Origin of the sequence: Methylobacterium dankookense (assembly GCF_902141855.1) — a bacterium.
Lineage (GTDB): Bacteria > Pseudomonadota > Alphaproteobacteria > Rhizobiales > Beijerinckiaceae > Methylobacterium > Methylobacterium dankookense.
Map to the genome: position 1 here is coordinate 105,398 of NZ_CABFVH010000001.1, position 22,386 is coordinate 127,783.

The window sequence follows — 22,386 nt, forward strand, 5'->3', positions numbered from 1 at the left end:
GCGGGGAGCGCTCGTGAACTGTTCCGCCCCCGATGACGCGAAGAAGACGACGAGCGCCGCTTCGTCCCAGAGCAGGGATGAGGGGAAGTAGGCCAACCGGCTTCCGGCCAAGGCTCAACGGACGCTCGACCAGATCGCCGACGCCCTGGGCGTCGCCACGGCCACGCTGAAGGAAAGCAATGGCGCGGCCGTGCCGTCAACCGGGAGTAAGGCCAGCCCGGCCGAGACGGCCGCCCTGGTGCAGGCGTTCGTTCGCATCGAGGACCCGAAGGTGCGCCGAAGCCTCCTCGCGCGACGCGGCGACGCAGGCGTAGGGCTCGCAAGCGGAACCGACGTCGGCTTCGGCATCGTTCACCCCATGCGTGAAGGCAGGGGCGTGCGCGCTGCTTTCGGTCACCTCACCCCGTCCACGCGGCGCTTGCGTCGACGCCAACTCGCGACCTTGCGCAGGAGCCGCGAGAGCTGCTCGACCGAGTACGGCTTGTGCAGCAGCTCGAAGCCGTGGCTCCCGTTCTGCGCCAGCACGTGACTGTAGCCCGAAGCCAGCAGCACCGGTAGGTCGCGATGGTCCCGCCGGATGCGGTTGGCGAGGTCGATCCCATTCATCCCCGGCATCATGACGTCCGAGAACACCACGTCGAAGCGGTCGGCGTCCCGGGCCAGCTCGGCCAACGCCCCCTCGGCATCGGTCGCCCACACGGTGACGTAGCCGAGCTCGGCCAGGGTCTGGGTCGCGAACGTCCCGACATCCGCGTTGTCCTCGACCACCAGGACGCACATGCCATGCCCATCGACGAGGGGCTCTGGCTCCGCCTGGATCGGTTCGGCGGGAGCCTCCGTCCTCGGCAGGTAGAGCACGAACGTCGTGCCCTGGCCGACCGTGCTCTCGACGCGGACCTCGCCGCCCGACTGCTTGGCGAAGCCGAAGACTTGGCTCAGCCCGAGGCCCGTTCCCTGCCCGACGCCCTTGGTGGTGAAGAACGGCTCGAAGATCTGCTCGATCCGCTCGGGAGGGATGCCGGATCCCGTGTCCTCGATGCACACCGCCACGAACGCTCCGTGGACGGCGGGGTGAGCGCGGAGCGGCGGGATGGCCGGGACGGGATGGACGGTGATGGTAAGGGTGCCCCCGCCGTCCATGGCGTCCCGGGCGTTGACGGCCATGTTCACCAGGGCCGTGTCGAACTGGCTTGGGTCGGCGTCGACGAAGCAGGGCTCGTCCGGGATGTGCGTGACTAACCTGACGCGCGATCCGCTCAAGGTGCCAACCATGTCGCTGATGGCGACGACGCTCTGGCCGACATCGAAGACCTCCGGCTTCAGGGCCTGCCGCCGCGCGAAGGCGAGGAGCTGGCCGGTGAGCTTGGCGGCGCGGTCGACGGTGTCGGAGATCGCTTCGACGTAGCGCTGGCGCCGGTCCTCGGCGAGGCCCGGCCGCTTCAGCAGGTCTGTGGAGGACTTGATGACGGTGAGCAGGTTGTTGAAATCATGGGCCACGCCGCCGGTGAGCTGGCCCACCGCCTCCATCTTCTGGGCCTGGCGCAGGGCCTCCTGGGCGGAGGCGAGCTCGGCCTCCCGCGCCTTCACCACCGTGAGGTCGCGCCCCACCGCGATGAAGTTGGCGCCGTCCGCCTCGGGCGCGACCGTCCACTCGATGGGCTTCCAACCTCCGTCCTTGGTAGCGATGCGGTTCTCGAAGCGCGTCGGCCGCCGCGTCTCGCCCATCCGGGCGATGCCGGCGAGCGTCGGCTCCATGTCCTCGGGGTGCATGAAGGTCGCGTAGGGCCGTGACAGGAGCTCGGCCTCGGACCAGCCCAGGACCCGCCCCCAGGCCGGGCTGACCGCCGTCATCATGCCCTGGTAGTTGGCCCGGGCCAGCATGTCCTCGGACAAGGTCCAGAGCCGGTCGCGCTCGGCCGTGCGTTCGAAGACCTGCTGCTCCAGGGACCCGTTCAGGACCTGGAGCGCCTCCTCCATGCGCCTGCGCTCGGAGATGTCGGTGAAGAGCACGGCAACCCGGCGCGCGGCCAGGTCGCCGACGCGCAGGGCGCGCACGTCGAACCAGCGCCCGAACACGTCGGCCCGGTTCTCGATGTGGGCGGGCTCCCCCGTCAGCGCGACACGCCCGTACGTGTCGAACCAGTGTTGCTCGAGGTCGGGCGCGAACTCGCTGACCCGCCGTCCGACCACGTCGGCGCCGGTCTGGCGCTCGTAGGCAGGATTAGCCTCAAGGATGCGGAAGTCGACGGCCCGGTCCGCGCCATCGAAGGTCACCTCGATGATGCAGAACCCCACGTCGATGCTCTCGAACAGGGTGCGGTAGCGGCTCTCGCTCTCGGCCAGCGCGGCCTGCGAGCGGACCTGCTCGGTGACCTCGTAGCCGCCGACGAAGATGCCGGTGACGGCGCCCGCCTCGTTCCGGATGGGCTGGTAGAGGAAGTCGAGGTGGCGCTCGCGGTCGTCGTCCCCCAGCCGGATGGGGAGGGCACGCGCCGCGAACGGCTCGCCGGTTGCGTAGACCCCGTCGAGAAGCTCGTAGAACCCCTGCTCGGCGAGTTCCGGAAACACCGCGCGGATGTCGCGGCCGATGTAGTCGCGGTCGCCCGCCACCGTGACGTAGGCGTCGTTGACGTAATCGAAGACATGGCGCGGGCCGCGCAGCACGGCGACGAACCCGGGCATCTGCTGGAGCAGCGCCTCCTGTCGCCGGCGCTCCGACGCCGCCCGCCGCTCGGCGATGACCTGCGAGGTTGTCTCGGTGCAGGCGCAGAACAGGCCGCAGACCGCGCCGTCGTCCCCCGGCACGGGGGTGTAGGAGAAGGCGAAGTGGGCCTCCTCCGGGTAGCCGTTGCGACGGACAATGAGTTCCAGGTCGTCCATGTGGACGGGCTCGCCCGTGTACACGCGGTCCATCAGCGGCCCGACCTCGTCCCGGACCTCGGGCCAGGTCTCGAAGAAGGGGCGCCCCAGGGCGGCGGGATGGCGCTCACCGAGCATGGGCGCGTAGGTGTCGTTGTAGACCAGGCTGCGGTCCGGCCCCCAGGCTATGAACATCGGCTGGCGTGAGTTGAGCATGACCCGCACCAGGGTCAGGAGCGCCGGGGGCCAGTGCTCCTGCGGCCCGAGGGAGGTGGCCGACCAGTCGAAGGCCCGCATGCGCGCGCCCATGAGGCCACCACCGAGGAAAGCCGACGTCGCCGGACCCATCGACTTAAGCCCCTCCCGCGCCGTGCGGCGGCCGCGCGGTTGAGGCGGACCGGATGGCGACCTTCTCCTCGTCCCTCGACCGCAAAACCCGGATGGCCGTCCGGATGAGGTCGCTGGTCGAGGCGTACTCGCCCTTGGCGACCTGAGCGTCGACCCAGGAGGCGAGCGCTTCCGTCAGGGCGATGTGGCGGGAGTGTTTGGCCGGCATGGCCGCCTCCTAGCACATCCATCGCGAGGGTGTTTCCTTTCGGACCACCGACCTGTGGATCCCGCCATCTGGAAATCTCGCTATGCCGAGCTTGGCAGCGGCACGGCGACGCTGACCCTGAGGCCGTCGGGGGCGAAGGCGATGTCGACCTTGGCGCCGACCTGCAGGGTCAGCACCCGGTTGAGGAGCTGGGAGCCGAAGCCCTCGCGCGTCGGCAACGCGACCGGCGGGCCGTCATGCTCGTTCCAGGTCCAGTGCAGCACCCGCCCGTCCGGCCCGTCCTCGACCGACCAGGCCACCTCCAGGCGGCCGTCCGGATCCGCCAGCGCCCCGTGTCGGACCGCGTTCGTGGCGAGCTCGTGCAGAGCCATGCCGACCGGCACTGCCAAATCCGACGCGAGCATGACCCGGGGGCCTTGCAGCGCGATCCGCCGCCGGTCCGGTTCCTCGTAGGCCTTGACCTCCGCCGAGACGAGTTGCTCGAAGGGGACGACCTGGACGCGGTCCTCGGTGATGAGCGCGTGGGTCTTGGCGAGCGAGGCGATGCGCCCCGTGAACGCCTGCCGGAACTCCGCGAGCCCGAGCGACGAGCGCAAGCTGGCGTTGAGCACGGCCTGAACGGTGGCCAGCGTATTCTTAACCCTGTGGTGGAGCTCGCGCACCAGCAGGTTCTGGCGGTCCTCGGACGCCCGCCGCTCGCTGATGTCGCGCTGCGCCGAGACCCAGCGCGCGATGCGCCCGCCGGAATCCCGCACCGGCGTGATCAGCCACTCGACCGTGTAGGTCGTGCCGTCCTTGCGGTAGTTCAGCGCCTCTCCTTGGGCGAACTCCCCGGCTTCGAGGGAGGCTCGCAGCCCGTCGAGCACCGTTCGGTCCGTGCCTGGGCCCTGGAGCAGGCGCGGCGAGCGCCCCAGGACCTCGCGGACCTCGTAGCCGGTCATGCGGGTGAAGGCCGGGTTGACGTACTCGATGACGGGGCCCGGCTCGTCGAGCTCGGCCGAGGTGATCACGATGGCTTCGCCGGCCGCCTCGACCGCGGCCTTGAACACCTCCAGGTCCGGCCCCGGCACCATCGCGTCGTCCCGCCGCTCCAAGGTCGTTCCCCCGCCAGGCCTCGAACCCGCGAGGCTGCGGATTAACCTGTGACAGGGCTGCCGGTTGCCGGCCAGGATGCGCGGCATCGGCAGCCAAGCCCGCGCCCCGTCGCCACAACCCCGTGGTCGAGGACCGGGAGCCGGCGAGCCGCCGGCGACCTCGACCGGAACGCGGTGCGCGCCTCCCGTTGTCGAGCGCTCGCCCCGGACGGGGTCCAGGAACACGGAGGAACCCATGAGCATCTTTGGGTCGATCATGTCGAAGATCTTCGGCGGCGGCAGCGCGAGCGCCCAGGCCTCGGCCCCGCATGCCTCGGAAACGCCGAGCGTCTCGGCCGCCGCGCAAGGCCAGGACGGGCCGACCGGGTCGGCCAGCAGCGGGGCCGCGCCTTCCATGAGCGGCGCCCCGTCCACGGTTGCAGCCGGCCCGTCCGGCGCCGGCCAGGCGAGCGTCGACGTCGGTCAGGTGCTCGCCGATCTCGCCTCGAAGAAGGGCCAGGCCCTCGACTACAAGCGCTCCATCGTCGATCTCTTGAAGCTACTCGACCTCGACAGCAGCCTGCAGGCTCGCAAGCAGCTCGCCGACGAACTGCACGACACAGGCGACAAGGAGGATTCGGCCACCATGAACGTCTGGCTGCACAAGCAGTTCGTGCAGAAGCTCGCCGATACCGGCGGAAAGGTCCCGGACGACCTCAAACACGCTTGAACGCCTCGGATAGCCCGCCCGCGGAACCGGGTGGCGGCCGGGGACTTGCCGGTCACCATCTCAGGAGACGATCATGACCGAGAAGAAGGGCCACGGCAGCGTGACGGCCAAGAAGGCCAACGCGAAGGCGAGCCACGAGGGCAAGTCCAATCCGCGCACGTCGTCCTCCGCCCAGGCAGAGCTCGGCAAGAAGGGCGGCAAGAGCAAATAGGCGCCTCGTGCGGGGCGGGGACCGCTACCGGCTTGCCAGCCACCAAGTCGTTCCCGATGCGTCCCTCACGCCGCCTCGCAGGTCATCGCCGTCGCGGCGCCTCGGTTCCTACACCGGGGATCGCGCCCGCCGCGATGGCCCGCGCGTAGGCAGCGGCCGCGTCCGGCACGTAGAGGTGGACATGGGGCGCCGTCGCCGGCGCGTCCGTGGCGCCGCCGCCCACCATCATGACGCCGTCGTCGACGCGGATCTCGGCGTGCATCAGCGACCCGTCCGGACGGTCGAACCGGCGCAGGAGAGTGCCGCCGAACTCCTCACTGATGAACGCGATCAGGGCCTCCATCCTCGCAGATCAGGTACGGGGGCTCATCGAGGGGTAGCTGGGCGGCTTCCATGGGGACATCGGGACTGCTCCGGGCTTGGTGATGGGACGGTACCATCGCCTCGGCTCGAACACCGCGGAAGACGGGCGAAGTCGCGAGCGCACTTCGACAAGGCCGCCGGGGCAATGGTCGCCAATGTGCCCGAACCTGCTGATGTCGTGGCCGCCGCTGACAGATCCGCTTCTTCCGCACCGGACATCTGACCCGGCAGGGCTGACGGTCCGGAAGGCGTCACATCGAGGCCTCCACCTGGGCTGCATCGAGTGTCCGCTACACTTCCTCGTCCGCTCCGAAGCGGACCGGCAGCTTCCGGCCACCTGCTGCGACCGGCGACCCTGTAAACGTCTCAGTCGGGTGGATTTCTGTGAGGTCGCTTTTGGATGAGAAATGGCGAGAGCCGACATCGGATGAGCAGCGGGAGTTCGGCGATTGGCCGTCACTGCGTCAGCGTCCGTAGCTCCCCACGAGCTAAGCCGATCAGGGTTCGGACGAGCAGCCAGCCGATGACAAGCGTGGCCAGCCCGAGCAGGGCCAGGGCGAGGCCGTCGGTCGCCGGAGCCGGCTCCGCCGTCGCGACGCGCAGAGCCGCGACCGCTGCTGCGGCGAGTGGGAAGCTCACGCCCCACCAAGAGACGCGGAAAGGGCAGGCGCGACCGAACCGGGCGAGCTTCGGCAGCAGCACGGCGAGCAGGAACAGTGCGACCGCGAAAAGCGACTCTGCGAAGAGATCGATTGCGCCTATCGTGGCGACATAGGCTGAGAAGCCGACCGCGAAGGGAGCCACGAGGATCAGGAGCGACGGCTGCAAGGCTGCGGGCAGCGGCGCCTCGAACAGGAGGCGGGACAGGATCAGCGTGAACAGAGGCACGGCGAAGAATAGCCCCACCGCCAGCCCGAAGATCATCACCCCCTGCATCGGCGGCAGGCCGAGCCCCGGAAGGGCCAGGGGCACATCGAGCAGGCCGACCACCGGCACAATCCAGGCCGGCGTCGCATGTGCCGCCTGCTGCCGGTCGCTTAGCCAGCGCGTCACAATCAGCCACGCGAACAGCGTCATGCCGAGGGCGCCGGCGATCCACAGCACGCGCGCCAGCGTGAGGTTGAAGGGCGCCAGGGGGATCGGCAGCAGGAGCAGGCTGATAAGCGGCGTGCCGAATAGGTTGCCGGCGATGGGGTGGCGGAACTCCGCCCGCACGGCCTCAGGGGCGATGACAGCCTTGACGACATAGCCCGCCGAGATAGTGACGAAGGCCGCCGAGGCGATCAGCCCGAGGGCCTCCCCGACCCAGGGAGGCACGCCATACCGCGCATGGGCGAGCCGCCACGCGACGCTCAGTCCCGTCAGGCCCATGACCGCAGCGAACAGGCCGACCGGCAACGCCTCGATCTGCCGCCAGCCTCCCGGCAGAGGGGGCTGGTCCGGGACACGATGAGCGGTCGGCGCGGCTTCGCTCGACTCGCCTTCGACGACCTGCAGCATCGACGAACTCCCACACAACGAGGCATCGAATCCTTCGCGATCTCAGCCGACACCATAGCGGGAAGCCGGCATGCTGTGGGAGAGGTTGGGACCAAGGCGGAACCGGGCGGCTTCGAGGGCCTGCCAGTCACCAAGATCGGGGAGCGAGGGGATCGCGACGGTCTCGCCCGCTTCGAGGCCAGCCGGTGCTGCCGCCGCAGCCGCGGCATCGAGCTTACGCCCTCACCGCGTTCCCTTTTTATCCCCAAGGGGAACCCTCGCGTACATACCACCGAGCTTCCGGCTCCGGTCCGTCGCGCCCGGGCAACACTCGATGAAAACCAGCTCTCGACAGCTGGACGGCGATGTTCCGATTTATGAACAGGCGCAGCAGTTGATGGATTACCGTGGCGCTGAACAGGCCCGTGTCCTCGGCGGCACGGCTTGCGTGATGCTCGACGGGCAGGCGGTCGAGGCGGGGCCGACGGCGCGGGTCCTCAATGCGCCCGCCCACAGCTACACGCAGGCGCTAATCGACGCCGACCCAAGCGCGTGGCCACCCCGCACGCCGCGGGAGCCAGGCCCCTCGGTGATCGAGGCTACGGGCTTGGCGAAGGCGTTCGGCCGACGGCGGCTGTTCACGGATCTGAGCGTTGAGGTCCGCGCGGGCGAGATCGTCGCGGTGGTGGGGCCGAGCGGCAGCGGCAAGACTACGTTCGGGAACATCCTCGTCGGCACCGAGCGGCCGGATCGCGGCCGGGTCCGGCGTGCGCGGGCGCCGCGCCCTTCGGCTTCCAGAAGCTCTACCAGGATCCTCCGGCGGCCTTCGTGCCGCACCAGACCATGGGACGGGCGCTAGACCACCTGGCGCGAAGGCATGGCTTGGACCCAGAGCGTGTCGAGGAGCTGCTCGCGCCGCGCCTCAAACTCGCGCCTGGCCTCCGTAAGCAACGTCCCGGGGAGCTCTGGGGCGGCGAGCTGCCTCCTGGCCAGCTTACGTCGTGAACGCTCTCCGCGCATCCGTGTTCGAGACCTTCGCTTGCGCCAGCTGCGGACATTAGGCTGGCCCGTCATGAACCGCTGCTTCGGATCCGAGAACGGACCTCCGCCGGCAGGCTCTTGACGGTCTGCTCAGAAGCATCTTGTGCGTTGCCGCAGGCGGACCCGAAGGATCAGGTGGCAGAAGCAGCATTCCTCCGGCCGCGGGCTATGCCGGCCGCGCTTTGCCACGGCTCAGATGCGCGAAGGGCCTTGGCGTTCGCTGCAGGTAGTATTCGTCCACCTCTTCGATCGCGAACCCCGCCGCGCGCAGCGAGCCGAGGACAGGGCGATTGAGGTTGCAGCCGACCGCGAGCGGGCGCCACAGCGGGTTCAGCCGGTTCTGCCAGCGCGCGACTACTGTGTCCCCCGATAGGCCGTGCTCCAGGAACAGCAGGCGCCCCTCCGGTCGCAGGACCCGGCGGATCTCGCTCAGGCACCGCGCCACGTCCTCCACGGAGCAGAGCGTGAAGGTGACGACCGCCGTGTCGATCGACCTCGACGGCAACTGCATCGCCTCTGCCGGTTCCTGCCGGATCTCGACCGGCACGCGGGCGACCTCCCGGCGGGCGCGACCCAGCTTGAGGAAGGTCGCATGGGGATCGACGCCGATCACCCGGCTCACGCGGGCGGGATCGTACAGGGGTAGATTGAGCCCAGGCCCAATCCCAACCTCGAGGACGACGCCCTGTGCGGCCGGAACGACCTTCTCGCGCTCGGCCTCGATATTGGCAGCCCCGCAGATGCAACTCACGAGGCGGGGCCCGATATGACGCTCATAGAAGCCCATCGGCCACTCCCGCGATCCCTCACCTTATCGTATCAAACTGGCAACCGCGTCATTGGGGCCGGTTCTGGACGGACGCCGAAGCCTCCTCGAAGCAGGCCTCGCAAATGGCGGCGATGTGCCGGTGATCGGTACCGCAGCAGCCGCCGAGGACGGTCAGTCCGGATAGGCGCTTCCGGCGCCCGGCGTAGCGGCGCGCGAGATCCTGGGGGATCGCCGATATCGAGCTCGGTGGCGGCACCAAGTTCGGCATGGCTCTTCGTCGAGGCATTGGCCCGCAAGCCTCGGAGCCGACTGAGCCATGAACCCTGTTCCGCCAGAACGGCCTCGAAATGGGCCGGGTGCGCGCAGTTGATCATGTAGTAGGCCGGGTAGGCCTGCGTGGCCGCATCAGTCTCCCGGATCGCGGAACCGAGGGGCTGCCCCGAGGGCAGGCGGACATCAGTCTCGAGCGTGAAGGAGATCACCACCGGCAAGTCAGAGGCGCGGGCTGCATAGACGATGCCGACCGCTTCCGCGACAGAGGTTATTGTGACCGCGCTCACCATATCGGCCTCGTTAGCGGCGAAGATTTCGATCTGGGGACGATGGTAGCCGGTGGCGGCGTCAACCGACATGGTCTCTTCGGGCCTGTAGCCGTCGCCGCGCGGTCCGATCACGCCATTGAGAACGAGTGGCAGTTCGGTCCCGGAATATCGATGCCGCAGGGCTGCGATCAACCGGATGGCTTCAGGGTTCACCTTGGCAAGGGCATCCGCGTCGAAGCCGAGTTGCGCGCCCCATCAGCATTGGCCCGCCATGTCGGTGTGTCCAGGATCATGCCGGCCCGGTAACGCCGAGCAAGCGCGAGGTAGGGTTCGAAGACGCGCAGCAGCTGGCTCCGTCCCTCCTCGCTGCAGAGCAGCGGAAAATCCGCGAAGCAAGGCAGTTCGGTTCCCTCCAAAAATACGAGGGTGGTCTCAAGACCGCCGTCGGTCAGGAAGGGACGACCGCTGAGCTGTGGCAAAGCCCTGCGAAATAGGGGCATCGCACGTCTCCGGAGCGGGTAGATCGATCCCAGCGGCTATGCGGGCGGCTGCCATTCTCGGCGAGATCGCAATCTCGTGCCGCGGAAGGCGCGAAGTCAAGATTGCGGTAGATCGAGCGGTTAGGCGGATAGGATGTATTTGGCGGCATCAAAACGCCGGGGAGATCGCCCTAACGGCCCTCCGGTCGGGCCAAATCTTTCAACGACAGACACACAATTCCAGCGCAATCTAGAAACCGATCATCGCCGAACCTGCCGTGGGAGCACTGCACTTCCTGCTACGTCCTGCCCAGTGTTTCTCCGGATCGGCGACGAACACACTGCGATGGACTTTCGCGCGCGAGTGGCTGCATCTTGAACCGGGGGCTCCACGCGAGTCGGAGGCAACCGTGAGCTACGAGATCCAGCCCCACAACGCCAGACCCGCTGGGATCTGGAATGCTGGCGGCGCCCGCTACAACGAGATCAGTCGTGGCATAGCTGACAGCATCGAGCACTGCGTGCAGCGCCTCGACCCGCAGCCAGGTGAGCAGGTGCTCGACCTGGCCACAGGCACCGGCTGGACCTCACGCATCGTCGCCCGGCGCGGTGCGCAGGTGACGGGGGCCGATATCAGCGCCGACCTTCTGGCATTCGCGGCCGAGCAGGCCAGGGCGGAGGGCCTGGACATCCGCTATCAGTTGGGTGACGCCGAGAGCCTACCCTTTGCGGACGACGCGTTCGATGCCGTCATCTCAACCTGCGGCGTGATGTTCGCAAGCCGGCCTGAGGCCGCGGCCACCGAGTTGGCGCGGGTCTGCCGGAAGGGCGGCCGGATCTGCCTCACGACTTGGCTCTCGGAGGGCAACCTGTTCAAGATGTTCAGGGTGATGAAGCCTTACATGCCGCCGCCACCCGACCCTGCCCCACCCTCGCCGTTCGAGTGGGGTCGCACGGAGCGGATCGAGGAATTGCTGGGCCGGGACTTCGAGCTGAGCTTCGAGAAGGGCATCTCGTACTACCGCGAGACGAGTGCCGAGGCGGCTTGGGAGCGGTTCTCTGGCGGCTATGGCCCGACTAAGGCGCTGGCCGAAAGCCTGGACGACGACCGCCGCACCGCTTTGCGTCGCGACTTCATCGCCTTCCACGCGCAGTTCCCGACGCCGCTCGGCATCTGCGTTCCCCGCGAGTACTGGGTCACACGCGGCATCCATTACTAGCTTCAGCCTAGCCAAGCCGCTTCGTAGGGAGGTTTCCGTGAAGCGTTGTGCAATCGTCGTTTTGTCAGTGCTTGCGCTCGGTCCGGCTTTGGCCGATCCGGTGGAACTCTCGGCCTTTCGGGACTTGTCGCGACCTGCACCGACCCTGCAGTTCGCCTATGGTGAGGCACCCTCTCAAGGCATCGATATGTTCTTACCCGCGGGACCTGGCCCACACCCGGTAGCGGTCCTGATCCACGGCGGTTGCTGGAGCGCCACCACCGCTGGGCGCGAGCAGATGCGTCACCTAGGCCCGGAACTGACGCGTCGCGGTATTGCCGTATGGAACATCGGCTACCGCCGTGCCGACGAGGCGGGCGGCGGCTATCCCGGAACATATGAAGACGTGAGCGCCGCTCTGGACCGTCTCGCTGAAGAGGCAGGAGTCCACCGCCTGGACCTTGCACGCGTGGTGCTCGTGGGCCATTCGGCGGGCGGCCACCTCGCCCTCTGGGCAGCCTCGCGCGGTTCACTCCCAGCCGCGAGCCCTCTTCACGCAGCTTCCCGGATTGTCCCGCGGGCGGTGATCAGCCTGGGTGGCGTGGGAAATCTTGCAACGTTCGCGCGGTTCGTCCCTTTGCTGTGTGGTCCAGGCGTTGTCGAACGGCTCGCCCCAGCAGACAAACTGTCGGAAGTCTCGCCCGCAGCCCTCTCTCCATCGACTGTACCAGTCATCTTGGTCAGCGGTGTGCTCGACCGCCTCACGCCGCCCTGGGTCGCGGACGACTATGCCCGCGCCCTTCGAGCGAAGTCTGGGATCACACCGCGACTTATCAACGTCCCGGATGCCGGACACTTCGATCTGGTCACGCCGCACAGCCAAGCTTGGCAGCAAGTGCATGGCTTCATCGAGGCATCCTTGGACCTGCAGTAGGTTGTCGTCGGGCCGCTCTACGTGTGGGCGCGCTCATTCCCACCAATTCGCATGCTGATTGTTCGGTTCTCCGCCGATTTTTGTTGAAAAAAACTCTGGATCGGGTGGAAGCAGCACCACCGACAGAATCGACCTGGGAATGTTCTGCTATCGGACCGCTCAGAACTCGCCAAATTTACGAAGCTGATCCGACGGCGAGAGATAGAAAATCATAAAGGCTTGGCCTTGTATGACGTTTCAGGCGCTGCCGTGGAGTTTTTCAAGTTTTTCAACGACATCCGCCACTTGCAGACCTTCGCCCCTCGCGCGGCGGCAGGTCCGATGTTCTCGCGTGAGCGGACTTAGAGCCGCTCCCGATCGCGTTGCAATCGGGAACGGCTCTAATCTCTTGTTTTGACGCGCTCTCTTGCGCCGAACCGGTGTCCACTTCGGCGGAGAGCGCTCTAGCGGAGAAAGCGTGGCTTTAGATGGCTCAAGTCTGCGGCCATTCCCCTCGCCGGGTGGCGGGACCCACGACCCGGAAGAAGCAAGCCTGACGGTCTCGCTCGATCCGGGCTCAGGCGGCGTGTAGCCGGGGAGCCCTCTTCTCGGATACGCGTCCCCGAAGTCAGCTTGAGGCGCTTGGCCGCCTGAATGTAACCGAACGCTATCCGGCAGGAGAGGTCACGCCGCGCGGGCCCGACGCGTAGCCCTGGCGCGCTCTACAGAGGCAGCCTTGTGGCGTTCCTCCCGAAGCACCTCGATGGTCGGCTGCCACCAACCGCGCGGTCTCGGCCGGACCCGCTAGCTTACGCGCGGTCCAGGCCCGGACCAGCTCGTCGTGCGTCAGCCTGCGCCGCATGATCCACACCAGCGTCCCGATCCCGGCTGAGATTCTTGGGTAGAACCGGACAGCGACCGCTGGCTCAACGATCTCGCCGGTGACTGTCTCGAACACCGCGCATCCTACATGACTCAATCAGCGCTCGCCCAAGCGGCGGCAGAGCATCCTCGGGCACGGGGTAGCGGTTGCGGCGGCGCTCGGCGGCCTCGGCAAGCCTGTCCGCGTGCTCGGGGGAAAGCTCTGCGGATGGCCTCACCCGATTCGGTCTGCGGCTCGTACAGCCTTCTCGCGCGCACGGATCTCAGCCTCGTCGGCCGCCTCGTGCGCGTCCTCCAGGCGCTCTGCCCGCGCTCGCATCCCGCAGCGCTGGCGAAGCTCGTCGAGTTCCTCATCGGTGAGGGCCTCGATACCGATGTAACGGTTCTGGGCGGCGCTCGACCGGATCAACTCGTCGAGCTTGGCTTGGATGGCTGCCCCGTCCCGATTTTGGGAGTTCTGGATCAGGAACACCATCAGGAAGGTCACGATGGTCGTGCCCGTGTTGATGACGAGCTGCCAGGTTTCCGAGTAGCCGAAGAACGGGCCGCTGACGGCCCAGCCTATGACGGTGGCGGCACCCAACGCGAAGGCAAGAGGGTGTCCGGCCCACTTGGCCACCTTGGAGGCGAAGCCGGAGAAGGCGCTGGACAGGGTCATGGCACGGGCTCCATCCACATGCGCCGGCTGATGACCGAGCATGGGTCCCTCAACGTCAGGCGCCGGCGATCAGCTCCTTGATGCGGGAGGCAAGCGCCTCCATCACGAAGGGTTTCGTCAGCACCGCCATGCCGGGGTCCAGGTGCCCGTTGCCCACCGCCGCGTTCTCCGCGTAGCCGGTGATGAACAGCACCTTCAGGCCTGGCCGCTTCACGCGTCCGGCGTCTGCCATCTGGCGTCCGTTCATGCCCCCTGGCAGCCCGACATCCGTGACCAGAAGGTCGATGCGCACGTCCGATTGCAGCACCTTCAAGCCGGCCACGCTGTCGGCGGCCTCGATGGCGGTGTAGCCCAGATCCTCCAGCACTTCGGTCACCAGCATGCGCACGGTCGGCTCATCGTCGACGATAAGCACGGTCTCGCCTTGCTCGGCCCGGCGGCCCTCGCGCCCCATCAGGGCTGTCGCTCGACCGCGAACCGGCGATGTCGCCGCGCGATCAGCGAAATGCACGCGTTGGTTGAAAACCTGCGCTGCAAGCCAGCCCCGCACAAGCCAGAGGTGCTGTGTTTGCAACCTAAGGGTGGCAATGGCGGTTGCGGTGCGGTCGAGGAGCGCCTGCGCCGTGCTGGAAGGGGCGTGACGTGTCCGAACGCGTGACCGAGATCGAACAGGCCGTCGAACGGCTGAGCTTCTTCATGCTGAAGGAGGTCTACTGCTCCGCGACGGCGGCGATGATGAAGCTCAACCCGGATGCGTCGCGGCTGCTGTTCCTGAGCATCGACAAGCTGATCACCAACACCATCGCCGGGATCAGCCAGCACGGGCTCGAGGGCGAGCATTCGACCGAGATCGCGATCGCCGTCGGCAACCGGATCGCCGAGGTGCTCGACCGCGCCCATCACGGGCAGTTCGAGGTTCAGGAGGCGGTCAAGGCTGCGGCGGAGCCCGATCGCGTGGAGGCGCAGCATACGGCCGCGCTCGAAGCCGACGTCCGCCGCCACGCTCATCTCGCCCGCACGGCGTGCCGGTCCGATCCGATCGCCGCGTGAGGCGGGGCGTTCTTCAAATGTGGCCACATCGGGGATGCGGGATGACCCGCATCGGTGAGCGGAATCGCGTAGCGTTCCGAGCGCTGCACTCGATAAAGGCGGCGATTGCGCCTGCGATTACCGGGGGCGCGGCCCCGGGACCTGGATCACCACGTATTGTCCGCTGATCGGGTCGAGGACGGTGACGGTCATGGTGGCCTCCGATGCCCCGTGCAGGTCGCTCTGCGGCTGATGCGTGCCGTCTTTGCTGATTCGAACTTCCTGCAGGATTGGTTAGCGCCGCCTTTATGACAGTGCGTCCGCACACGCGGACTGTGACATCCTGCGAACGGATCATGGCGAAACTTGGCTGTCTCTGAGGCGGCCCGCGCGACCCTGTGGAGAACCCGCGGGCCGGAATGCGCCTCAGGGGAGGCTCGGAGCCGACCTCATACGACATCCGGGTGATCCCTTCGGGATGGCGGATGTCGCCTTCGCTCGAGCGCCGCGCGGGCTTGGCCGAGACCGCGTCCAGTCTGATCAACCGGACGCGGTATCAGACGGCGCCGTGCGCCTCCACGTAGAGCGCGTAGAGCGAGTGCGAGCTCGCCATGTAGAGCCGGTTCCGTTTCGGGCCGCCGAAGGCGAGGTTGGCGCAGCGCTCCGGCAGGCGGATGAAGCCGATGGGCTTGCCCTCGGGGTTGAACACCTTCACCCCGTCGAGATCCTCCGGCCGGCCCTTGAGGGGATAGACCGCGCGGCCATCGACGGTCTCCGGCTCCTCGCGCAGCGCGCCGTTGCTGCCCCAGCCGCACCAGAGATTGCCGTCGCGGTCGACGCGGAACCCGTCGAGGGCGCCTTGATCGCTGGCGTCGATGAGCTTGGTGCGCGCGCCGAGGCTGCCGTCGGGCCGGACCGGGTAGCTCCACATGCTGCGGTTCGGCGTGCCCTTCCACTCGACCACGTAGAGCTTCGATTCGTCCGGCGAGAAGGCGAGGCCGTTCGGGTTGACGATGTCGCTGATCACCGCCGACAGCGTCCCGTCGGGCGCGATGCGGAACACATGCGTGGCGCCCTGCTCGGATTTGGCGCGGTCGCCCTCCCACTCGCCGTTGATGCCGAAGAGCGGATCGGTGAACCAGATCGAGCCGTCCGAGCGCACCACCACGTCATTGGGTGAATTCAGACGCTTGCCCTCGAAGCCGTCGGCCAGGACCGTGATCGCGCCGTCGCCTTCGGTGCGCGTCACGCGCCGGGTCACCGAGTGCTCGCAGGTGATCAGGCGGCCCTGGCGGTCGCGGGTGTTGCCGTTGGCGAAGTTCGCGGGCGCGCGGAAGACGGTGAAGCTGCCGTCCCGCTCGTCGTACTTCATGATCCGGTTGTTCGGCACGTCGCTGCAGAGCAGGTAGCCGCCATCCGGGAAGTAGACCGGCCCTTCCGCCCAGCGCATGCCGGTGGCGACCTGCTCCAGGGTGCTGCTGTAGATCCGGTACTTGGCGAAGCTCGGATCGAGGATCTGCACCGCCGGATCGGGGTAGCGCTGGTTCGGGCGGAAGGGGAAGGCCTGCGCCCCCGCCCGGCCGGGCAGAGCGGGGGCGATGAGGCACGCCCCGGCCCCGGCGATGAGATGGCGCCGCGTCGGGTTCATCGCGAGCCCCCTCAGGCGCCGGCCGGCCCGCCATCCACGCTGCGGGGCACGCCGAGCGGGTTCGCCTCCGCGAGGGCCGCCGGCAGCAGCGCATCCGGCAGGTCCTGGTAGCAGACGGGGCGCAGGAAGCGGTCGATGGCGAGGCTGCCGACCGAGGTGGTGCGCCCGTCCGAGGTGGCGGGATAGGGACCGCCATGGACCATGGCATGGCCGACCTCGACGCCCGTGCCGAAGCCGTTCACCAGGATCCGGCCGACCCGGCGCTCGAGGAGCGGCAGCAGGGCGCGCGCCTGCCCGTGGTCGGCCTCGTCCATGTGGAGGGCGGCGGTGAGCTGGCCTTCGAGGGAGTCGAGAACGGCGCGCAGCTCCGCCGCATCCGCGCAGCGCACCACCAGGGAGGCGGCGCCGAACACCTCCTCCGCGAGGCGGTGGTCGCCGAGGAAGGCGGCGGCGCTGGTGGCGAACAGGGCCGGCTGGCCCTGGTGGGCGCTGCCCGTCTGGCCCTGCGCCACGCGGGTGACGGCGGGGTTGGCCTCGAGCGCAGCGACGCCGGCGCAATAGGCCTTGTGGATGCCGGGCGTCAGCATGGTCGCGGCGGCGACCCCGGGCAATGCCTCCGCGGCGGCGGCGAGGAAGGCGTCGAGGCCGGGGCCTTCCACCGCGAGCACGAGGCCGGGATTGGTGCAGAACTGGCCCGAGCCGAGGGTCAGCGAGGCGACGAAGGCGCGGCCGATCTCGGCGCCCCTGTTGGCGAGCGCCGCCGGGAACAGAACGACGGGGTTGATGCTGCTCATCTCGGCATAGACCGGGATCGGCACCGCGCGCTCGGCGGCGGTGTGCATCAGGGCGGTGCCGCCGCGCCGCGAGCCGGTGAAGCCGATGGCGGCCACGCGCGGATCGGCCGCGAGCTGCTGGCCGATGGCGATGCCGTCATCGAACAGCAGCGCGAACACGCCCGCCGGCAGGCCGCATTCCGCGACCGCGCGCTGGATGGCGCCGCCGACCAGCGCCGAGGTGCCGGGATGGGCGGGATGCGCCTTCACGATCACCGGGCAACCGGCGGCGAGCGCCGAGGCCGTGTCGCCGCCCGCCACCGAGAAGGCGAGCGGGAAGTTCGAGGCGCCGAACACCACGACGGGGCCGACGGCGACCTGGCGCAGGCGCAGGTCCGGCCGCGGCAGGGGCTTGCGCTCCGGCAGGGCGGGGTCGATCCGCGCGCCGAGGAACGTGCCGCGGCGGACCACCTCGGCGAACATGCGGAGCTGGCCGATCGTGCGGCCGCGCTCGCCCTCGATGCGGGGGCGCGGCAGGCCGGTCTCCGCCATGCAGCGGGTGACGAGGTCGTCGCCGAGATCGAGGATGTTGCGGGCGATCGCCTCCAGGAACTCGGCGCGGGCGGTGAGTGCCGTCTCGCGGTAGGCGTCGAAGGCCTCCTCGGCGTGCCGGCAGGCCCGCTCGGCCTGCTCGGCCGTGGCGGAGGCGAAGGCCGGTTCCAGCGCGGCGCCGCTCGCGGCCTCGACCGCGCGCCAGGGCGTGCCGGCGCCCGGTACGCGCTCGCCGCCGATCAGGTTGTCGCTGCTCAGGGTCATGGCTGTCGCTCCCGTTCGATTGGTCGCCAGGGTCAGGGTCGTGTCGTGCACGACCTTCGAAATGCTGCCGACCGGATGCCGTGCGAGCGCTTCGCATCTCCGATCGGGCCTGTTCAGTCAGACACCACGTCCCGAACGAGGCGCGGGTCCCCTCTCCCGTTCGGGAGGGGTGCAGGGTGAGGGTCGAGAATTGTCCGGATAGAGCGGAGCCTGAGCCGCCTCACCGTCGCGACGTCTCCGGAAGCTTGTCATCCCTCACCCCAACCCTCTCCCGAACGGGAGAGGGAGCATGTCGTGCCCGTCACAGATGGAGAGGCCAGTCCGCTTGGTCGATGTGGACATCCACCAATCCGACCGCGCGTGTTCCGGCCGGCTTCGCCCCACCCGAACGGATTGTTCTTCAACGCACCAGGCAGGGCTTCTTGTTGTCGAAGGTCCAGCCGGGGATGAGGAACTGCATCGCCGCCGCGTCGTCGCGGGCGCCGAGGCCGTGGTCGCGGTAGAGGGCGTGGGCCTCCTCGACCGCCGACCAGTCGAGCTCGATGCCGAGGCCGGGACGCTCCGGCACCTGCACGAGGCCGCCGCGGATCGCCAGCGGCTCCTTGGTCAGGCGCTCGCCGTCCTGCCAGATCCAGTGCGTGTCGATGGCCGTGACGTTGCCCGGCGCCGCCGCCGCCACATGGGTGAACATGGCGAGCGACACGTCGAAATGGTTGTTCGAGTGCGAGCCCCAGGTCAGGCCGTGGTCGCGGCAGAGCTGGGCCACGCGCACCGAGCCGGCGAGCGTCCAGAAATGCGGGTCGGCGAGCGGGATGTCGACGGCGCCGAGCTGGATCGCGTGGTTCATCTGGCGCCAGTCGGTGGCGATCATGTTGGTGGCGGTGGGCAGGCCGGTGGCGCGGCGGAACTCGGCCATGATCTCGCGGCCCGAGAAGCCGTTCTCCGCCCCGCACGGATCCTCGGCATAGGCGAGCACGTGGCCCTGCCCCTTGCAGAGGCGGATCGCCTCCTCCAGCGACCAGGCGCCGTTCGGATCGAGGGTGACGCGCGCCTCGGGGAAGCGCTGGTGGATCGCGGTGACGGCGGCGATCTCCTCCTCGCCGCGCAGCACGCCGCCCTTCAGCTTGAAGTCGTTGAAGCCGTACTGCTCGTAGGCCGCCTCGGCGAGGCGGGCCACGGTCCCGGGCGTCAGCGCCTCCTCGTCGCGGAGCCGGAACCAGCCGTCGCGAGCGGTCGGCTCGCGATAGCCGAGGTCCGTCTTGCGGCGGTCGCCCACGTAGAAGAGGTAGCCCAGCATCTCGACCGCGTCGCGCTGCTGGCCCTCGCCGAGGAGGGCGGCCACCGGCACGTCGAGGAACTGGCCGAGCAGGTCGAGGAAGGCCGATTCGACCGCCGTGACCGCGTGGATGGTGATGCGCAGGTCGAAGGTCTGGAGGCCGCGCCCGCCGACGTCCCGGTCGGCGAAGCGGGTGCGCATGGCGGCGAGCACCGCGTTCCAGGCGCCGAGCGGCTGGCCGACCACGAGGTCGCGGGCATCCTCCAGCGTCTTGCGGATGCCCTCGCCGCCGGGGACCTCGCCGAGGCCGGTGGCGCCGGTCGAATCGGTGAGCACCACGAGGTTGCGGGTGAAGAAGGGACCGTGCGCGCCCGAGAGGTTCATCAGCATGCTGTCGTGGCCCGCGACCGGCACGACCTTCATCTCGGTGACGGTGGGGGTGTTGCGCGCGGCGTGGCGGGTGTCGAGCGACATGGCGTGTCCTCCTGCGATTGTTCTGGCGATTGCTCAGGGGCATTGGCCGCGCGGCCGGGCTCGCGGGGCAGGATCTTGGCAAGGATGGTGGAACGGGACGGGCCGGCCGGAGGCCGGCCCGGGCATGGCGGCGTCAGACGTTCTTCAGCTCGACGCGGCGGATCTCACCGACCACCACGAGGTAGCAGAAGCAGGCCACCAGGGCGTTCAGGCCCACGAAGACCAGGGCGCCGTTGAACGAGCCCGTCGTCTGCACGATGTAGCCGATGGCGATCGGGGTGGTGATGCCGGCGGTGTTGCCGAAGGTGTTGAACAGGCCGCCCGACAGGCCGCCGCTCTCCCGCGGCGAGGTGTCGGAGACCACCGCCCAGCCGAGGGCGCCGATGCCCTTGCCGAAGAAGGCGAGCGCCATCAGGCCGACCACGAGGGCATCCGCCTGCACGTAGTTGCAGCCGATGATGCTCATCGAGAGCAGCATGCCGCCCACGATCGGGATCTTGCGGGCCGCGGTGAGCGAGTAGCCGCGGCGCAGCAGCATGTCCGAGATCACGCCGCCGAGGATGCCGCCGATGAAGCCGCAGAGCGCCGGCAGCACCGCCGCGAAGCCCGCCTGCAGGATCGACAGGCCGCGCTCCTTGACGAGGTAGACCGGGAACCAGGTCAGGAAGAAGTACGTCAGCACCGTGATGCAGTACTGTCCGATATAGATGCCGAGCAGCATCCGGTTGGAGAGCAGCTCGCGCAGGGTCTTGCCGGCATTGGCCTGCTTCTTGGTGCCCTGGCCGTCCATGTCGAGCAGCGCGCCACCGGCCTCGATGTAGTCGCGCTCGCCCTTGTTCATCATGGGGTGGTTCTTCGGGCTGTCGATCACCTGCAGCCAGAGCAGGGCGAAGGCGATGCCGAGGATGCCCATGCTGGTGAAGACGTGGTGCCAGCCGAAATTGTGGACGATCCAGGCCATCAGCGGCGTGAACAGCACGGTGGCGAAGTACTGCGCCGAGTTGAAGAAGGCCGAGGCCATGCCGCGCTCGCGGGTGGGGAACCAAGCGGCGACGATGCGGGCATTGGCCGGGAAGACCGGCGCCTCGGTGAGGCCGACGGCGAGGCGGAGCGCGAACAGCATCACCACGGCGGTCATGCCGGTGAAGAATCCGACAGCGCCCTGGACCAGGGTGAACCCGGACCAGAGCGCGATCGCCCCCGCATAGACCCATTTGACGCCGTAGCGGTCGAGCAGCCAGCCGCCGGGAATCTGGGCCAGCACGTAGGACCACGCGAAGGCCGAGAAGACGTAGCCCATCTGCACCGGCGTGAGGCCGAGCTCCTTGGCCATGTCCGGCCCGGCGATGGAGATGGTGGCGCGGTCGGCGTAGTTGATCGTGGTGGCGGCGAATAGCATCAGCACGATCAGAATGCGGACGCGCGTGCGGCGCGCCGTATCGGCGACGTCGAGCGTGGTGCTCGTCGTGCCGCTCGAAGAGGCACTCATGGACGTTCTCCCTGGGTGAGTGCCGCCCGGTTGAGTCCGGGCGGCGGATCGTGCCGCCGTTGGATCGGCGGGCTCGTCATTCTTGGATTGGGCTTGGGGTCGGGGTGCCGCCTCAGCGGCGGTTGCCGATCAGCGCCTTCAGCTCGGCGATCTCGGCGGCGTCGAAGTCCGTGAGCGGCGAGCGGACGGGGCCGGCATGGCGGCCGACGGCGGTCATGCCCGCCTTGACGATCGAGACCGCGTAGCCGCGCTTGCGGTTGCGGATCGCGATGTAGGGCAGCACGAAGTCGCGCAGCTCCTTGTAGACGGCGTCCCGGTCGCGGCGGCGGACCGAGTCGTAGAAGGAGAGCGCCCACTCGGGCAGGAAGTTGAAGATCGCCGAGGAATAGGTGGTGACGCCCATCTCCAGGTACGGCAGGGCGAAGGTCTCGGCGGTCGGCAGGCCGCCGACATAGGTGAGGCGGTCGCCGAGGCCGGCATAGATCCGGGTCATCAGCTCGACATCGCCGACGCCGTCCTTGAAGCCGACGAGGTTCGGGTTGCGCTCGCAGAGGCCGGCCAGCGTGGTCTCGTTGAGCTGCGCGTTGGCGCGGTTGTAGACGATGATGCCGAGCGAGGTCGCCTTGCACACCGCCTCGACATGGGCGGCGAGGCCGGCCTGCTCGGAGCCGACGAGGTAGGGCGGCAGCAGCAGGAGGCCGTCGGCGCCGGCGGCCTCGGCGGCCTTGGCGAGCTCGACGGCGAGCGCCGTGCCCTGGCCGGTCGGGGCGATCACCGGCACGCGGCCGCGGGTCTCCTCGACGCAGGCCCGTACGACGCGGTCTATCTCGGTGGGGGTGAGCGAGAAGAACTCGCCGGTGCCGCCGGCGGCGAACAGGCCGGAGACCTTATAGTCGGCCAGACGGTTGAGGTTGTCCCGGTAATCGGTCTCGTTGAAGCTGAAATCGTCGTTGAAATGCGTGACGGGGAACGAGAGCAGGCCGGAGCCCAGCGTGCGGACCATCTCGGCGGGGGTCATCCTCGACATCTGTTTCACTCCCTGATTGTGCGCCCGTTCGGCGTTGCATCCGGGATAGGACCGCCCCTTAAATGCGTCCAACGTTGATTTTGGCTGGATTATCCCGGAT

The 22,386-nt window shown here is 68.5% G+C and carries 18 protein-coding genes and 2 pseudogenes; 6 read left to right on the forward strand and 14 right to left on the reverse strand.

Annotation, left to right across the window (positions count from 1 at the left end; all coding sequences use genetic code 11):
• Positions 1-393 precede the first annotated feature (393 nt).
• From MTDSW087_RS00570 to MTDSW087_RS00580, 3 genes are all read right to left on the reverse strand, one after another.
• Positions 394-3,207, reverse strand: a complete 2,814-nt coding sequence (locus MTDSW087_RS00570; protein ID WP_144758674.1) for a PAS domain-containing protein — start codon at positions 3,205-3,207, stop codon at positions 394-396.
• 4 nt (positions 3,208-3,211) lie between these two features.
• Positions 3,212-3,415 (reverse strand): ribbon-helix-helix domain-containing protein, encoded by a 204-nt coding sequence (locus tag MTDSW087_RS00575; RefSeq protein ID WP_144758676.1) that lies wholly within the window; start codon positions 3,413-3,415, stop codon positions 3,212-3,214.
• Between the two features lie 80 nt (positions 3,416-3,495).
• Positions 3,496-4,509 (reverse strand): HWE histidine kinase domain-containing protein, encoded by a 1,014-nt coding sequence (locus tag MTDSW087_RS00580; protein ID WP_306421692.1) that lies wholly within the window; start codon positions 4,507-4,509, stop codon positions 3,496-3,498.
• A 235-nt stretch (positions 4,510-4,744) separates the two neighbouring features.
• Here MTDSW087_RS00580 and MTDSW087_RS00585 point away from each other — a divergent pair, with 235 nt between their 5' ends.
• On the forward strand, positions 4,745-5,218 hold the full coding sequence (locus tag MTDSW087_RS00585; protein WP_144758679.1) for a DUF3597 domain-containing protein: 474 nt from the start codon (positions 4,745-4,747) through the stop codon (positions 5,216-5,218).
• Positions 5,219-5,291: 73 nt separating this feature from the next.
• A complete protein-coding gene (locus MTDSW087_RS29890; protein ID WP_186383686.1) occupies positions 5,292-5,429 on the forward strand; it encodes a hypothetical protein in 138 nt (45 codons plus the stop codon).
• 82 nt (positions 5,430-5,511) lie between these two features.
• Here MTDSW087_RS29890 and MTDSW087_RS00590 read toward each other — a convergent pair whose 3' ends face one another.
• Complete coding sequence (locus MTDSW087_RS00590; RefSeq protein ID WP_210248262.1) at positions 5,512-5,772, reverse strand: VOC family protein; 261 nt, start codon at positions 5,770-5,772, stop codon at positions 5,512-5,514.
• Between the two features lie 476 nt (positions 5,773-6,248).
• Entirely contained in the window at positions 6,249-7,292 is a 1,044-nt protein-coding gene (locus MTDSW087_RS00595) for an SLAC1 anion channel family protein (protein ID WP_144758682.1), read from the reverse strand.
• A gap of 313 nt (positions 7,293-7,605) precedes the next feature.
• Here MTDSW087_RS00595 and MTDSW087_RS00605 point away from each other — a divergent pair, with 313 nt between their 5' ends.
• Positions 7,606-8,130 carry an ATP-binding cassette domain-containing protein gene (locus MTDSW087_RS00605; protein ID WP_238179339.1) on the forward strand — a complete coding sequence of 175 codons (525 nt, stop codon included), beginning with the start codon at positions 7,606-7,608 and terminating at the stop codon, positions 8,128-8,130.
• A 348-nt stretch (positions 8,131-8,478) separates the two neighbouring features.
• Here MTDSW087_RS00605 and MTDSW087_RS00610 read toward each other — a convergent pair whose 3' ends face one another.
• Positions 8,479-9,099: a class I SAM-dependent methyltransferase gene (locus tag MTDSW087_RS00610; RefSeq protein ID WP_144758685.1), complete on the reverse strand. Its 621-nt coding sequence runs from the start codon at positions 9,097-9,099 to the stop codon at positions 8,479-8,481.
• A gap of 49 nt (positions 9,100-9,148) precedes the next feature.
• Positions 9,149-10,123: pseudogene (locus tag MTDSW087_RS00615) on the reverse strand (homocysteine S-methyltransferase family protein).
• A 389-nt stretch (positions 10,124-10,512) separates the two neighbouring features.
• On the opposite strand from MTDSW087_RS00615, the gene MTDSW087_RS00620 reads away from it, so the two are divergent.
• Both MTDSW087_RS00620 and MTDSW087_RS00625 read left to right on the forward strand, forming a co-directional pair.
• A complete protein-coding gene (locus MTDSW087_RS00620) occupies positions 10,513-11,322 on the forward strand; it encodes a class I SAM-dependent methyltransferase (protein ID WP_144758688.1) in 810 nt (269 codons plus the stop codon).
• A gap of 37 nt (positions 11,323-11,359) precedes the next feature.
• Complete coding sequence (locus MTDSW087_RS00625; RefSeq protein ID WP_144758691.1) at positions 11,360-12,235, forward strand: alpha/beta hydrolase family protein; 876 nt, start codon at positions 11,360-11,362, stop codon at positions 12,233-12,235.
• 1,075 nt (positions 12,236-13,310) lie between these two features.
• On the opposite strand, the gene MTDSW087_RS00630 is transcribed toward MTDSW087_RS00625, so the two are convergent.
• Together MTDSW087_RS00630 and MTDSW087_RS00635 are read right to left on the reverse strand one after the other, a co-directional pair.
• Positions 13,311-13,754 carry a low affinity iron permease family protein gene (locus tag MTDSW087_RS00630; protein ID WP_144758694.1) on the reverse strand — a complete coding sequence of 148 codons (444 nt, stop codon included), beginning with the start codon at positions 13,752-13,754 and terminating at the stop codon, positions 13,311-13,313.
• A gap of 55 nt (positions 13,755-13,809) precedes the next feature.
• Positions 13,810-14,190: pseudogene (locus MTDSW087_RS00635) on the reverse strand (response regulator); the annotation flags it as partial.
• A gap of 206 nt (positions 14,191-14,396) precedes the next feature.
• On the opposite strand from MTDSW087_RS00635, the gene MTDSW087_RS00640 reads away from it, so the two are divergent.
• Positions 14,397-14,804 carry a hypothetical protein gene (locus MTDSW087_RS00640; protein WP_144758697.1) on the forward strand — a complete coding sequence of 136 codons (408 nt, stop codon included), beginning with the start codon at positions 14,397-14,399 and terminating at the stop codon, positions 14,802-14,804.
• Positions 14,805-15,339: 535 nt separating this feature from the next.
• Here MTDSW087_RS00640 and MTDSW087_RS00645 read toward each other — a convergent pair.
• The 5 genes from MTDSW087_RS00645 to kdgD form a co-directional block, all read right to left on the reverse strand.
• A complete protein-coding gene (locus MTDSW087_RS00645) occupies positions 15,340-16,431 on the reverse strand; it encodes an SMP-30/gluconolactonase/LRE family protein (protein ID WP_144758700.1) in 1,092 nt (363 codons plus the stop codon).
• A gap of 11 nt (positions 16,432-16,442) precedes the next feature.
• Complete coding sequence (locus MTDSW087_RS00650; protein ID WP_144758702.1) at positions 16,443-18,020, reverse strand: aldehyde dehydrogenase (NADP(+)); 1,578 nt, start codon at positions 18,018-18,020, stop codon at positions 16,443-16,445.
• A 400-nt stretch (positions 18,021-18,420) separates the two neighbouring features.
• Positions 18,421-19,770 carry a glucarate dehydratase gene (gene gudD, locus MTDSW087_RS00655; RefSeq protein ID WP_144758705.1) on the reverse strand — a complete coding sequence of 450 codons (1,350 nt, stop codon included), beginning with the start codon at positions 19,768-19,770 and terminating at the stop codon, positions 18,421-18,423.
• Between the two features lie 133 nt (positions 19,771-19,903).
• Positions 19,904-21,259 carry an MFS transporter gene (locus MTDSW087_RS00660; protein ID WP_144758709.1) on the reverse strand — a complete coding sequence of 452 codons (1,356 nt, stop codon included), beginning with the start codon at positions 21,257-21,259 and terminating at the stop codon, positions 19,904-19,906.
• A gap of 112 nt (positions 21,260-21,371) precedes the next feature.
• Positions 21,372-22,286 carry a 5-dehydro-4-deoxyglucarate dehydratase gene (gene kdgD, locus MTDSW087_RS00665; RefSeq protein ID WP_144758712.1) on the reverse strand — a complete coding sequence of 305 codons (915 nt, stop codon included), beginning with the start codon at positions 22,284-22,286 and terminating at the stop codon, positions 21,372-21,374.
• Positions 22,287-22,386: the final 100 nt, after the last annotated feature.